Raw genomic sequence first — 14,175 nt, 5'->3', positions numbered from 1 at the left:
GTTATTGTGCAGTTGAGGCCACAACATGCTGGCCTTGTTTCAGATAATCCGCCGGCGTTATGCCGGCGGCTTTTTTAAAGCTGGCACTAAAATAAGACACACTGCTAAAGCCGCTTAAGTGGGCGGTATCTTTAATGCTGCTGCCATGTTGCAGCAATAATTTAGCCTGGTTTATCCGGTAATCCCTTAATAGTGCCGATGGGCTTTTGCCACAGCTTTGCTGGGCTTTACGGTGCAGGGTGCGTTCGGTGCAGCTTAGTAACTGTGCTAGCTGGCTAACATTAAAGTCGGCTTTAGCGTAATGCAGTTGCAGCATCCGTTGTAGTTTTTCATCAAAGTGTAAATCTTGTGCAAGCGCAGCGCTGCTATCAGGTCTGGCGAGTAAATCCTGTTGAAACTGAACATCCGGTAATTGCAATAAAGTCGCATGCAAGCGGTTTAATGAGCGAGCGAGCTGTTTGCTGCAGCTGCTGATACTGGCTGCATCGTCAGGGTGTTGCTGTAACTGCAGCAGTTGTTGCTGCATCAGAGTAAGCGGAATGTGCAACTCAGCACTGAGTTGCTGTACCAGCTGCTGGCGGGTGCTTATTTCTTTGGTTAAACTGGCCGTGCGCTCTGCCACCTGGCGCTCTAATTCGCTATTGCGCTGTGTGTTCTCATTCACCAGCTGCTGGTAGTAGTGCTGGTTTAGTGCCAGCGCCTGCTCTTTTTGGTTAAGCTCGGCCTGAAAGGCATCAATCACCTCACGGTGATAACGATGAAACACATGGTGGCTTTTCAGGTAAGTGCGGCAGCACAAGCCCGCCAGGGTATAACCTGCAAGCCAGCGCAGCCGCTGCCACAGGCTTTCGCCCTGAAACTGAAACTGTAACCGGCTGTAACCTGCGCCGCTGAGATCAACTGCCTGATGATCCTGCAGCACTTTGCCTTGTACCTTTTGGTAGCCAAATAACTCCAGGGTGCCGACATAACAGCCGAGGTTCTGCTCGGTAATCACAGTATTGTGTGTTATTCCAGGCAGATAGCGCAGCTCAATGCAGCCACCCGTCCGGCTAAAGTCGGACAACACCACCTGCTTGGTCTGGTTAAACTGGCGGTTTATGCGGTCAACCAACCGCACACTGTGCTCCGGCCCCAGCAAGTGCAAAAACGCCGCCATCACATGGTTGCGCTGCGCCGGCATGTTTTTAACGGTATGGCGGCCAATTTCAAAAGCACTTTACGGCAATTGGCCCAGGTTGCTAAAAATGATCAGGTTTAGTGAGTTTGGCAGCCAGTTCAGAGTGTTGGTCAGGTAATGGTAGCTCAGCGGCTCGCCATCCAGGCAGTAAAAGGGCGAGCGGCTCAGGTTAGGCCCTAAAATGCCGCTAAACAAGCGGGCTATATCGGCGCTGTCGCCATAATGGTTAATGTAGTCCACCATGGCCACATAGTTGCGGCAACATACCTTAGGTTCATTATTCCCTGCTAAATCAATCATCAAGCCAGTACCTGCCAGGCGTTTTCAGCGGTTGTCTGATTATTAATAAAAACGCCGGCCGGCGATATCACAATTCGGACAACCTTTTGCACATATCGGACATTTTGGCCATCAAGGGCATATTTTGTCCGAAAAGTATAAAAAGTTGTCCGGTTTGTGGCTTGGTTAAGGCTAAAAAGCTGGCTAGGGTAAGACGGTGGAAAAATATTATTAGCAACAGGATGCCAATTTTATGTAAGTGCATGCCCCGGTTAAGCCTCTGGTTAAATTTGCGTTTACGTTATCTTCATTGCTGCTGGTTGCCTGTGGCGGCGGCAGCGACAGTTCTGGTGGTTCTGGCGGCGGCACAACGCCTCCTGCATCTTACACTGTGTCCACCTCTGCCGGCAGCGGCGGCAGCCTCTCCCCTGCCAGTCGCAGCGTGCAAAGCGGCCAGACCACCACCTTTACTGTGTCTGCTGACACCGGCTACAGTGTCGGTAATGTCACTGGCTGTAACGGCACTTTAAGTGGCAGCACTTACACTACCGGTAGCATTACCAGTAATTGCACTGTTTCAGCCAGTTTTAGCCTGAATAGCTACACGGTAACCGCCACCGCCGGTGAGGGCGGCAGCATTAGCCCGGCCAGCAGAGCAGTAAATCATGGCGCTATTACAACGTTTGAAGTGACAGCTGATGCTGGCTATAGCATTGATGCGGTGAGTGGTTGTGGTGGGAGTTTAACGGGCAATACCTTTCCCACTGGCGTCATAACCAGCGCTTGCAGTGTGCAGGCCAGTTTTAGCCTGAATAGCTATACGGTAACCGCCACCGCCGGTGAGGGCGGCAGCATTAGCCTGGCCAGCAGCGCAGTAAATCATGGCGCTACTACCACTTTTGAAGTGACTGCGGATGCAGGTTATAGCATTGATGCGGTGAGTGGTTGTGGCGGGAGTTTAAGTGGCAGCACTTACACTACGGGTAGCATTACAAGTAGTTGTACGGTGATGGCCAGCTTTAGCCGCAACAGCTATATGGTTACTGCTATTGCGACCGCAGGCGGGCAAATTACCCCAGGTAGTCTAAGTGTGCTACATGGCGAAACCGCACAATTTAGTGTCGTAGCCGACGCTAACCACCGAATTGTTGAGGTAACCGGCTGTGGTGGCAGTTTAGCCGGCGAAACCTACACCACCGGGGCTATTACTGCCGCTTGTACTATTGATGCCAGTTTTGCCTTTGAGCCGATTGGTGACTTAAACGATACCGGTATTGATTGGTGCGCCAATGCCAACACCAATAACCTCGATTGCCCGGTAGCCGGCTTTGAAGGGCAAGATGGTGACTTTGGCCGCGATGCCAAGGCGCGCGCCGGCACCTTAACTAAAATTGGCGGCGGCGCCGCTGGTTTTGATTACACTAAAATTGCCGCCGATGGCAGCGTGCTTCCCATTCAGGATGTGACCTGGGATGCCAATGGCACTGAAACTGCCGGCAGCCAGTGGAGCTGTGTGCGGGATAACGTTACCGGGCTTATTTGGGAAGTAAAAACCACCAATGGCGGCCTGCGGGATATGAATCATACCTACAGCTGGTATAACCCCGATAACACTACCAATGGCGGTGGAGCTGGCACCCAGAATGGCGGCATTTGCAGCGGCAGTGCTTGCGATACTCATGCGTTTGTGCAGGCAGTAAATAACCAAGGCCTTTGCGGCGCCAGTGATTGGCGCATGCCAACACGCAAGGAATTACTGAGCATTGTGCATAACGGCCGCATTATTCCGGCTATTGATACGGCATATTTTCCAAACACCCCATCGGTTTGGTTCTGGTCGTCGTCGCCCAATGCCGACGGTTCCGCTTACGCGTGGAACGTCTATTTCTACTACGGCCATGTCAACGGCTTCTATAAGGACTACGGCCGTAGAGTCCGTTTGGTGCGCGCCGGCCAGTGATTGGGCTTTTGGCAAGGAAAAGGAAGAGTAACTAAATGCGACATCTGAACCGGTTACCGATATGGCGCGATGCAAATCGCTTACTGCTTGAGACAGAGCAGGTGGTGCGCAGCTTTTGCCGCTACCACAAGTACAGCATTGGTGAGCAGTTGCGCGCCACGACCATGCGGCTGTGCCAGAGTATTCACCGTGCTGTCTCGCGCAAGCACAGCCATATTAAGCTGGTGCAACAGGTTGCGGAGTTAGTGGATGACCTTAAGTTGCAGATACAACTGGCCAGGGAATTAAAGGCCTTTGCAAATCTTCTAATGGCTTGGCCTGTATGCATGATTATTCTGAACTCAAAAAATAGGGAAATAGTATGAAGATACTCGCCACCCCCAAAATGCTGCTGAGCGTGCTATTACTGGCATGGTCAGTGCAAAGCGCTAATGCAGCTTGTCGTGATGATATTCCGGCAAGCACGCCAAGCAGTGATTTTACTGTGCATAATAATGGCACCGTAACCCACACCACCACCGGGCTAATGTGGATGCGTTGCAGGCTGGGCCAGAGCTGGGATGGCAGCAGCTGCAGTGGCAGCACCAGTACCTACACCTGGGCCAACGCGCTGGCCGCCGCGCAAAGCCACGAATTTGGCGGTTACAGCGACTGGCGGCTGCCCAATAAAAATGAGTTGGAATCCATTGTGGAAGAGCGCTGCGTCAGCCCGGCGATTAACACAGCTATCTTCCCTGGAACTCCATCCAGTTGGTTCTGGTCGTCGTCGCCCCATGCCGACGGTTCCGCTTACACGTGGGGCGTCGTTTTCAACGGCGGCTATGTCGACGGCTACCTTAAGAACTTCGACTTTAGAGTGCGTTTGGTGCGCGCCGGTCAGTGATTTGGGCCGCGTAGCGGCTTTGGGGGAAATAATCGATCAGTGAATCAGCGAGTCGGCGATCGTTTAGTCGAGGCTCGAAGACTCGGCCCTTTAATAAAATCAGGGTCATTAAAATTAGAGTCATAACAAAACATGCCGCCTGATATTACCTCCGGCGCAATTATAAATGCGCCTGCCTATCGTCTTTAAACAGCTGCCTTACCGTTATTGCCTGAGCTGTGCTTTGCGCTTACAGTGAGCATGACTAAAACACAAAACCAACCGGAGTGTAGCATGCCGCTTATAACCCCCTTAGCGCAGGACCATGATGCAGACGTGCGTGAGCTGGCCAGCTTTTTTAATGAAACCCTGGGCTTTTGCCCCAATAGTGTACTGACCATGCAGCGCCGCCCGGCGATTGCCAAAGCCTTTATTCAGTTAAATAAAGCCGTAATGGCGAATGAAGGGCGGGTGACAGCAGAGCAAAAACGCCTGATCGGGTATTTAACCTCTGCCAATACCGGTTGCAACTATTGCCAGGCACACACTATTTTGGCGGCGGAGCGCTATGGTGGCAGTGCTGAACGTTTAGCGGCAATTTGGCAATTTCGTGACAGCCCCTTGTTTAGCGCAGCTGAAAAAGCGGCTTTTGAGTTTGCCTTAGCCGCCTCCAGTGTGCCCAATGCGGTTGATGACAGTATTCAAAGTGCAATGCAGCAGCACTGGGATGAAGGCGAAATTGTCGAAATATTGGGGGTAATAGCGTTGTTCGGTTATCTGAACCGCTGGAACGATTCGATGGCCACCACATTAGAGCCGGGCGCTGTCGCTGCCGGTAATACCCATTTGCAGCAAAGCTCCTGGCAAGTGGGCAAGCATCGCTGAAGGCTAAGATGCGCCTGATACAGGCTTCAACTTAGGCTAGCGCCCCTGTTTTGGCTTAAACCCCATAAAATGTCTGAAAAGTGCAAAAGATTGTCTGTTTTGTCGCTAGCGTTCTGACAGAGGCTTGCTAGGCTTTTGGCAGTTTAAGCAAAAAAGGAACTTTTTTATGCGCTTTACATTCATTTTAGTCTTGTTGTTAAGCAGTGTGTTGTGGTTTAGCCCTGCGGCTAAGGCTACGCTGATAACGGTAGGCTATTCAGGAGTGATAGAACAAAACGACTACGAGCCAAATTTGCCGGTAGGCACAGTTATACAGGTGCAGTTTAGTTTTTACACCGATGGAGTTGCTGACTATGTTATAAACTCATGGCGGTTTCCGGTGTTTGACATAGTGTTGACCATGCTTGGTGAGCAAAGCACCAACACCTTTGGGTATTTAGGGGTGACCGAAACTGAACTGGATTTTCAGGCAGGCGAAGCCTTAGCGGGTGGTGGCCGTAACCCATTTAGCAATGCAATTGCCGGTATGGCTATAAGGGGAATAGGTTTTCAGCTGTTTGGTGATTTTACGCAGGATATTTTACCAGGGGCTGATGAGATCTATGGCCTGACAGGTACATTTTTTGTCAACCGCTCAATAGCTACGCTATATGACGTTAACCACCCGGACTTACTGCAACTGCCACCCCAGTCCACACCGCCCTCCGTTGCGGTGCCAGCACCTGCAACAGCCTTGCTGTTATTGCCTGGTTTATTGGTGCTGTGCCGGCGGCGGAGCTGAATATGCTCCTGTCTGGCTTTGGGATGGTTAAAGGCTAAACATTGTTACCAGGGTATGACAGAGGGCTGCTTGCGTTTCGTTTGTCAGGCTACCCAGTTTTTTTACCAGCCGTTGTTTGTCCACAGCCCTTAGCTGATCTAGCAGAATAAACCCCGATTTGCCCTGAAAGTCGCATGCCACCCGGCATGGTAAAGCAAAACCCTGGCTGGTCATAGGCGCCATCAGCACCGTTGACAGCTTACCTAATTCGTTTGGTGGGACGACAACACAAGGGCGGGTTTTGTTGATCTCCCGCCCTTTGGTGGGATCTAAATTAACCAGCCATACCTCAAACCGCTTTGGCTGGCTTACCATGTGGTGTCTTCATCAGTTAGCTCTGCATCCAGCCATTCCTGATCGGCTACGTCAGATTGCGAAGTTAATGCCTGTTCCACCTGCTCAGCCCATTGCGATCTTGGTTGCGGCACAGGGGTTATCAGTAAACCTTCAGGCACAACTTTAAAGGCCAGTTCTTTGTTTTCAAAACCGGTTTGTTTAATAATGGCTTGCGGAATACGAATACCCTTAGAATTACCTATCTGAATCATGTGCGCCATAACGCCACCTGCTAGCATACTGTTGCCAGTAATTATATTGTAATTACTGATGTTGTCAAACAGCGGCTGCGTTATAGAAAATACCACTTCAACCATGATCCCGGGCTTTGCGATACTCCCCTGGTGTTTTGCCATACTGCGCTTTAAATACCTTACTAAAATACGCCTGGCTGCTAAAACCGGCCTGCTCACTGACTTGCGCTATGTTCAGCGCCATATTGCCCAGTAACTGTTTGGCCTGGCGTAACTTGGTCAGGTTAATCAGCTCGGCCAGGCTGCATTGGCAGCGCTGCTGACAGTAACGGTTAAGCTGCTTTTCACTGAGATTAGCCAGCGCTGCCAGTTGCTGGCTGTTCAATTTAGCGCCTTGTCCGGCCTGAATTTTCGCCAGTATGTGTTGGCGTACCTGCTGCAAAATTCGCTCTTGTTTATCTAACATCACTGCAGCTTGACTCTCTGGCGGGGTACTGCTGGTCGCGGCATCAGTTTGGTGAAACGCTAGCTGTAACTTTAGCGCCTGCGCCTGCAAGGTACTAAGCAAGTTATTGATTTTATGCAATAGCAAATCGGTTTGTACCGGCTTGGTAATGTAGTCATCTGCTCTGGCTTGCAAGCCAGTGCGTTGATGCTCGGTACCGGCCCAGGCCGACAGCAACAGAATAGGAATATGGCTGGTGCTGTCGGAATTTTTACTCAGCTGGCACAGCTCAATACCGCTTAATTTAGGCATTTGTACATCACTGACCACAATGTCGGGTAAATGCTGCTGCAGCAGTTGCCAGGCACTGTCACCATCAGCGGCGCTAATCACTTCAAAGTGAGCTTGCAGTATACGGCTAAGTTGCTGGCGTAGCTCGGGTTCATCTTCGGCCAGCAGCAACAGCTGTCGCCCGTTACTCTGTGGCGTTTTCACTGCCATCTGCTCACCGGTGTTGGCCGTAGGCTTAAGATCCAAGTCGGCGGCAAGCTTAGCATTGCCGGGTAGCTGTTCGGCCATTGGTAACCTGACTTCAAAGCAGCTGCCCTGGGCGGAGGGTAACAACTGAATGTCGCCGCCTTGTTGCTGGCACAGGGTTTTAACGATATTCAGCCCCAGGCCATTGCCCGTTACCCGGGTATTGGCCCGGCTATGTTTTTCAAAAATCTGCTGCTGCCAGTCCTGTGCTATGCCCTGACCAGTGTCGCAGACTTCCATAACCAGCCACTGTGGCTGATAGCTGAGGCTCACTCTGATGCTGGCCCCTAAAGGGCAATGTTTAATGGCATTGGAAAGCAGGTTAGACAAAATAATATCCAGGCTTTGGCGCTGCCAGTAACCGGTTTGGCTACTGAGGTCGCCGGCAAGCTGCAGATGCTGTTGCTTAGCTTGTGCCAGCGGCAGGTAACTTTGCACCAATTGCTGCACAATAACGGGTATTTCGACAAAGACCCTGGGTTGCTTGCTAAAGTCGGTGTGCTGGCCCAGTTGTAATAGTTGCTCAATAAAACCGTGCAGCCGTTGACCGGCCAGTTCGGCTTGTTGCAACAGGGTTTTTTGCTTACCGCTCAGCTGCGGTTCCAGCTGCTGCAGCGGCAGTAGCATCAGGCTTAACGGCGTGCGTAGCTCATGGCTTAAATACTCCACCATTTGCTGGTGCTGCTGTAGGTTGTTGTGCAGCGCCAGATTACTGTTGCCCAACTCGGCCGTTTTTTCTGCCACCTCTTGTTGCAACTCTTTATTACGCTTAAGCAATAAACGCTGGCGATAGCGGTACAGCGCCAGCAGGCCGCCGGCCAGCATTAACAGGTAAAATAGTAGCGCCCAGTGGGTAAAATACCAGGGTGTTAACACCAGCAAAGTGTATTGATATAGCTCACTGACCGGGCGGTGATTGGCATCCAGCGCCTGCACTTGAATCAGTTGTTCTCCATAACCCAGCCGGGCAAACTGCAATTCAAAGGGGGCGCTTAATAACTGCCAATCGGTTTTATTTAGCCGGTATCTGAGTTGTTGCAGTTGCCCTAAGGGCGCACCGGCAAAAGCTAGCTTAATGTTGCTGTTGGCATTAAGGGTTAACTGCGCCTGGTTAAAGGGCAGGTTAAAAGGGCTTAGCCCCGGCAGGTGCTGGCCATCTTGTTGTAGTTCACTTAAATATAAGCTCACAGGTATGGCATTGGACTGATAAAGGCTGGGGGTGATCCTGACCACGCCACACTGGCCACCAAAATACAAATCACCGTTACTGGCTTTGTAATGGCTTTCAGAATCAAACTCGTTACACAGCAAACCTTGCTTATCGTCAATGATATCGATCTGTTTTAGGCAAGCAACATTAAGTTCCTGCTCGCAAAAAGTCAGTACGGCTAAGCCCTGATCAGTGCTTAGCCACACCCGTTGTTGCTCGTCAGTTAAGATACCAAACACAATATTCGAGGGCAGGCCATGGCGGGTGGTTAGCTGAAATTGCAGCTCAAGTTGCTCATTATAATAACTTAAACCGCCGCCCCAGCTGCCATGCCATACCCCGTTGCGATAGGGGGTAAGGGCAAAAGGGTAGGGATTGCTGCGCTGGTCTGGGGTGATAAGTTCAGGGGTAAGGTTATTGGCAGTCAGCCGGTAAAACTCTGCCTCACCTAAGTGGTGTGACACAACCAGCGAATGGTCTTTTATAAAGGCTGCCCGTGCAGGCAGGTTATGCTCATAACGGTTAATTAGCTGGCCAGCACTATCCCAATGCGTCACCCCTTTGACGGTTAAACGCCAGATGCTGCTTTCGTCAAATGTCAGGCTAAATCCTTGTATTTGCTCAAGTTGCTTCCATTGGCCTTGAGCAGGTTTAAACCATAAGCCATAAATTCCGGACAGCCAGATATCACCGTTATCAACATGCAGATCCCGCCAGCCAGACATACCCTCTTGCGGAGTCATATCGCTAATTAAACGTCCATTGTGTTTGTTGAGTAAATAAACGCCTTCATTTTGAGTAGCAACAATTAAGGTATTGTCATCAAACACTTTTGCTACCCGGGTAGCTTGCGTCGGCAGGCCACTGTTAAGCGGGTGGTACAACCGCAGGTATTCTGGTGTGATATTCAGTTGCTGTAAGCCACCTTCCGGTGCCGCTATCCACAAGCGCTTGAAGTAGTCCCAACCGCCTTTATTATTAAAAAGGTTATCTGGCTGCAGATAAGGTGTAAGCCCGGCGAAACGCGGTTTGCCATCACACAATTGAAATAAGGTTTTGTCATTAGTTAGCCCCCATATAGTCTGCTCTGGCCCGAGTAACAGGGTGCCGCTGGTAGCCTTTGTTGATATTTTATGTGTACTGATCGTTTGTAAGCCCTGGTTTAACTGCCTTAAGTACAGCCCGTTATCGTCGGTGGATAACAGCAACAGGCTATTTTGGTGGGGAATAGCATCTATAATGTTGTTACCGAAATCTTGAAGCTGTTGCAGCTGGTTGTTCCTAACCTGTATCAGGCTACCTGAGGGATTCAGAAAGCTACTGGTAGTCGTATCTCGCGCCAGCATTATGCCAGTGTTTTGCCACTGAAATACCCGTGACAGTGACCAAGGGGTTGGCTGACGTTGAATATAAGTTTCTGCCTGATGCCACAACGTGGCTGCTGATAGTAAGTCCCGGTTAATAAGAAATAGATCGATATCTTCATACGAAAATGTTTGCATCATTTCACCCAACCTGTACCCCCGCATATTGGCAAAATAAAACTGTGGTAAGGTATCTGGTGTTAGCTTACGCAATCTTGAATTTGGCAGGGGGGTTGCGTGCAGTTGTTCAATACTGCCGTCCACTTTATTTATCAAAGTATGTTGTACGTTGTCGTGAGGGATTAAATAAAATTTGTCTTGTTCTAATACTGCGCCAGCAAAGGTAAAGGCTAAGCCCTCACTATTGCCGGGTTCATATCGCAGTGGGAAACCCCGTTGGCCGTCGTACAACAGCACACCATTTTCAGTATTTAGCCAAAGCCGGCCTATGCTATCCATATCAATGCCGGTAATGGTACTGTTGTCAGTTAAGCCTGACAGACTAATATTACGAACAGACAGTCTGTCGATAAGGCAAGTTTCTGCACGTATTGTAAATGACAGCGCACCGATGCAAATTACGAGACGTAAAATAAGTAAACGCTTAAAATCCATTTAATTGTTGTTCTACATGTCTGGTTTTAATAAATTAGCAGTAATAAATATAGTAGCGCAAGTAATAAGCAATTAACTCATTATTTATGCTAGTGCTTGCTGGCAAGGGTAGCTGTCTGGTTTAATGCTAGCCATTATTTAAATGGAGTATCAGCTGCATGCTGCTGATGATAGATAACTACGATTCTTTTACCTGGAATCTGGTGCAGTACTTTGCAGAGCTGGGGCAGCAGGTGATGGTTAAACGCAATGATGAGCTTAGTGTTAAGCAACTCGCTGCGCTTAACCCTGATTATCTGGTGATATCTCCGGGACCGGGCAATCCTGATCAGGCCGGTGTTAGTTTAGCCGCCATAGAACATTTTGCCGGTAAAGTGCCGGTGTTAGGTGTTTGTTTAGGCCATCAGGCTATTGCGCAGGTGTTTGGTGCTCGTGTGGTGAGTGCGGCTAAGGTGATGCATGGCAAAAACTCCTGGCTTACGCATAACAATGCCTCTGTGTTTAAAGGCTTACCCAACCCACTCAGTGTTACCCGTTATCATTCACTATTAGTGGAAACAGATAGCTTGCCTGGGGAATTGATGGCAACAGCCTGGGCTGAAGTACAATATGATTTGCCAGCAGAAATGATGGGGTTATGTCATCGGCAGTTAGCTGTGCATGGCGTGCAGTTTCACCCGGAGGCTATACTTAGTGATAGTGGCAAAAGCATGCTGGCAAATTTTCTGGCGCTGGCAAATGCCGATTAAGTCATAGTGTTTCAGCTAATAATAACAAGACTGTATTCTGGCAGAACGCAGCAACAATCAAGGAGCTTCTCTTCAAGATGTTAAAGGGATTCAGTGCATTATCACAGCAATATTGGGACGAGCTAATTGGTGTTAACCCCGCAGCTCAGCGTTTAGACCATCGTCAGTCCGGTGCACAAAGCCGGCGTACCCTATTAGCTGTTGAGGCACAAGCGCAGCAAGCCCGTCTTGCAGGAGAAGCAGCAAAGCAGCAATTTATTGAATTTACTCAAGCTCATCTGCATGAGCAGGTCGCGGATGAAGTACTGCGTAAGTTGGCAAATATTGAGCAGGTGAGCAGTAGTTTGTTTGAGCTGGGTGAGGCTTTTTTCCAATTACTGGACCGGCTATCCAGTCCCAGCGTCACGTTAAATGCACTGGACCCTCTGGTGCACCAGATTGACTGGCTGCAACAGGATTTGCTGAAATTAGTCAATCAACCACAATACCGCAACCGTACCAAATCCGGCGCTCTTATTAAGGATATTAAAACTGGATTACGGTTTTTAGGCCTTGAAACCCTGCAGTCAGTGGTGCCTGTTTATGGCTTGCGTCGCAGCTTGCCTCACTCAACCGATCCCTTTATCGCGCTTAAGATGCGCATCTGGGATCATAGCCTTGCTACGGCACTGGCCGCCAGAAAACTGGCAGAGCAGAGCGCTGAATTACCTTATGCCGCCTTTTGTATAGGCTTATATCACAGCCTCGGACACATGGCGGTGTGTCGTAATTACTTGCGCACCTATCAGCAGGTGCGTCAGGGAGAGTTACTCAAAGCGCGTAATGAGCGTCACTATGAGCTGACAGATGCCTTAGACAATTTAACGGCTGATGGCAGTTTTCTCAGTAGTTTATTACAGGAATTTGCCGCTATTCTTAGTGCTGATTTAACGGCACGTTGGGGGCTTAAACGCTTAGCGTTATGTCAAACACTGGATTTGCTGGCTGAAGATGAAATGCAATTTAGCCAGGCCCCTCTTAGCCAGTTAGTGCGACAGGCTCAGGTCTATGTGCAAACCACTAAGCTGTGGCAGCAACAGAAGCTGAGTAGTGAAGAACGTTTGAGTTGGTTGCAGCAAGCAGAGCTTAGTACAGAGCAATGTCTGCTATTAGACAGCACCGATTTAAGCCGTTTAGCCGCTGATAGTTAAAAAAAACTTTACCATAATCATGCAAAGCTGCCTGTTGCAGGCTTCCCAGCGGCAACAGGCGGCTTTGCCGCGTTAGTCCTACCTGCCTCTCATTGCGTTTAAATGCTGCTTCAACACGACAATGCGTACTTATTCATTTAGTATGCAAATCTATCTGCAGCCCTTGATTTTTCTGGGTTTGAGCCTTTTTCAGAGCAAGACAAGCCGTGTTTAATCTGCAATAATGACGTATAAAAAAGCCTTTACAGTGGTCGCTGATATGCTGGCCACCGCCACCCTAAGTAGAAGAGGATACGCAAAAATGACGGCTCAAATGCAGGTAACGCGCGCTCTGTTTGATGAAGTAATGGTGCCCAATTATGCTCCGGCACAATTGATCCCGGTAAAAGGTCAGGGCTCACGTGTCTGGGATCAAAGCGGGCGCGATTATATCGATTTCGCTGGTGGTATTGCGGTAAGCAGCCTCGGGCATTGTCATCCTGCTCTGGTAGGCGCCTTAAAACATCAGGCCGAGCAACTGTGGCATTTAAGCAATGTGTTAACCAACGAACCCGCGCTGCGTCTGGCCAAGAAACTGGTCGATGCTACCTTTGCTGAGAAAGTGTATTTTTGTAACTCCGGTGCTGAGGCGAACGAAGCCGCCTTTAAGCTGGCCCGGCGCTGGGCTCTGGATAACTATGGTGCGCAAAAACAGGATATTATTTCCTTTAGCAAAAGCTTCCATGGTCGTACCTTTTTTACCGTTACGGTAGGTGGTCAGGCGTCCTACTCCGATGGCTTTGGACCTAAGCCCGGTGCTATTTTACACGCTGAATTTAATAATCTGGATAGCGTAAAAGCGTTAATTACTGAGCATACCTGTGCGGTGGTGTTAGAGCCCATTCAGGGTGAAGGCGGTATTATTCCGGGCGATGATGAATTTTTGCGTGGCGTCCGTCAGCTGTGCGATCAGCACAATGCGTTACTGATTATGGATGAAGTGCAAACCGGTGTTGGCCGAACTGGTAAGTTGTTTGCCTACATGCATTCTGGTGTCACGCCAGATATCCTGACCTCGGCTAAATCACTGGGCGGTGGTTTCCCGGTGGGCGCTATGCTGACCACGGAAACAGTGGCAAAACATTTAAAAGTAGGTACTCATGGCAGCACCTACGGCGGTAACCCTCTAGCCTGTGCTGTGGCTGAAGCAGCGATTGATACTATTAACAGCCCTGAGGTTCTGCAGGGTGTATTGCGTAATGAGCAACTGTTCCGTGAATGCCTGACCGCCATTAACGACAAATACCAGGTTTTTGCCGAGGTTCGTGGTAAGGGCATGTTACTGGGCGCGGTACTAAATGAGCGCTATAAAGGCCGCTCACGTGATTTCTTCCTGGCTTCAGCTGATCAGGGTTTATTGGCATTGGTTGCCGGTGTAGATGTAATCCGCTTTGCACCATCACTGGTGATAACTGAACAGGAAATCCGTGAAGGTATGCAGCGCTTTGAAGCAGCAGTTAAGCAAGTAACAGAATTACAGCCTGCATAACACGCGGCTTTAATAAGCATA

13 protein-coding genes are annotated in these 14,175 nt (G+C 49.7%); 8 read left to right on the top strand and 5 right to left on the bottom strand.

The annotated features are described in order from the left end of the window. Position 1: 1 nt before the first annotated feature. Together V7D78_RS00450 and V7D78_RS00445 are read right to left on the bottom strand one after the other, a co-directional pair. On the bottom strand, positions 2-1,183 hold the full coding sequence (locus V7D78_RS00450) for a helix-turn-helix transcriptional regulator (RefSeq protein WP_333606449.1): 1,182 nt from the start codon (positions 1,181-1,183) through the stop codon (positions 2-4). 36 nt (positions 1,184-1,219) lie between these two features. Then, positions 1,220-1,480 carry a hypothetical protein gene (locus tag V7D78_RS00445; protein WP_333606448.1) on the bottom strand — a complete coding sequence of 87 codons (261 nt, stop codon included), beginning with the start codon at positions 1,478-1,480 and terminating at the stop codon, positions 1,220-1,222. Between the two features lie 370 nt (positions 1,481-1,850). On the opposite strand from V7D78_RS00445, the gene V7D78_RS00440 reads away from it, so the two are divergent. The 5 genes from V7D78_RS00440 (at position 1,851) to V7D78_RS00420 (ending at position 5,947) form a co-directional block, all read left to right on the top strand. Next, positions 1,851-3,419, top strand: coding sequence for a DUF1566 domain-containing protein (locus V7D78_RS00440; protein ID WP_333606447.1), 1,569 nt, complete (start codon positions 1,851-1,853; stop codon positions 3,417-3,419). 35 nt (positions 3,420-3,454) lie between these two features. Continuing rightward, entirely contained in the window at positions 3,455-3,784 is a 330-nt protein-coding gene (locus tag V7D78_RS00435; protein ID WP_333606446.1) for a hypothetical protein, read from the top strand. Further along, the gene (locus V7D78_RS00430; RefSeq protein WP_333606445.1) at positions 3,781-4,302 is read left to right on the top strand and encodes an Lcl C-terminal domain-containing protein; all 522 of its coding nucleotides are present in this window, start codon (positions 3,781-3,783) and stop codon (positions 4,300-4,302) included. The genes V7D78_RS00435 and V7D78_RS00430 overlap by 4 nt, the downstream gene beginning before the upstream one ends. A 273-nt stretch (positions 4,303-4,575) precedes the next feature. Continuing rightward, the gene (locus V7D78_RS00425; RefSeq protein WP_333606444.1) at positions 4,576-5,166 is read left to right on the top strand and encodes a carboxymuconolactone decarboxylase family protein; all 591 of its coding nucleotides are present in this window, start codon (positions 4,576-4,578) and stop codon (positions 5,164-5,166) included. Positions 5,167-5,332: 166 nt separating this feature from the next. Further along, complete coding sequence (locus tag V7D78_RS00420) at positions 5,333-5,947, top strand: hypothetical protein (protein ID WP_333606443.1); 615 nt, start codon at positions 5,333-5,335, stop codon at positions 5,945-5,947. Positions 5,948-5,974: 27 nt separating this feature from the next. Here the strand turns inward: V7D78_RS00420 and V7D78_RS00415 are convergent, their stop codons facing one another. The 3 genes from V7D78_RS00415 to V7D78_RS00405 all read right to left on the bottom strand — a co-directional run bounded on the left by V7D78_RS00415 (position 5,975) and on the right by V7D78_RS00405 (position 10,531). Next, a complete protein-coding gene (locus tag V7D78_RS00415) occupies positions 5,975-6,301 on the bottom strand; it encodes a type II toxin-antitoxin system PemK/MazF family toxin (RefSeq protein ID WP_333606442.1) in 327 nt (108 codons plus the stop codon). Then, positions 6,295-6,543, bottom strand: a complete 249-nt coding sequence (locus V7D78_RS00410; RefSeq protein ID WP_333606441.1) for an AbrB/MazE/SpoVT family DNA-binding domain-containing protein — start codon at positions 6,541-6,543, stop codon at positions 6,295-6,297. Before V7D78_RS00410 ends, V7D78_RS00415 begins: the two co-directional genes overlap by 7 nt. 88 nt (positions 6,544-6,631) lie before the next feature. Continuing rightward, positions 6,632-10,531: a hybrid sensor histidine kinase/response regulator transcription factor gene (locus tag V7D78_RS00405; RefSeq protein ID WP_333606440.1), complete on the bottom strand. Its 3,900-nt coding sequence runs from the start codon at positions 10,529-10,531 to the stop codon at positions 6,632-6,634. Between the two features lie 314 nt (positions 10,532-10,845). On the opposite strand from V7D78_RS00405, the gene V7D78_RS00400 reads away from it, so the two are divergent. The 3 genes from V7D78_RS00400 to V7D78_RS00390 all read left to right on the top strand — a co-directional run bounded on the left by V7D78_RS00400 (position 10,846) and on the right by V7D78_RS00390 (position 14,154). Further along, a complete protein-coding gene (locus V7D78_RS00400; protein WP_333606439.1) occupies positions 10,846-11,436 on the top strand; it encodes an anthranilate synthase component II in 591 nt (196 codons plus the stop codon). Between the two features lie 77 nt (positions 11,437-11,513). Continuing rightward, the gene (locus V7D78_RS00395; RefSeq protein ID WP_333606438.1) at positions 11,514-12,626 is read left to right on the top strand and encodes an HDOD domain-containing protein; all 1,113 of its coding nucleotides are present in this window, start codon (positions 11,514-11,516) and stop codon (positions 12,624-12,626) included. 301 nt (positions 12,627-12,927) lie between these two features. Next, on the top strand, positions 12,928-14,154 hold the full coding sequence (locus V7D78_RS00390) for an aspartate aminotransferase family protein (RefSeq protein WP_333606437.1): 1,227 nt from the start codon (positions 12,928-12,930) through the stop codon (positions 14,152-14,154). Positions 14,155-14,175: the final 21 nt, after the last annotated feature.

The sequence above is a fragment of the Arsukibacterium sp. genome, assembly GCF_036735525.1.
GTDB lineage: Bacteria > Pseudomonadota > Gammaproteobacteria > Enterobacterales > Alteromonadaceae > Alishewanella.
Note: the sequence above shows the minus strand (reverse complement) of the source record. Positions and strands in the feature narration are given on the sequence as shown.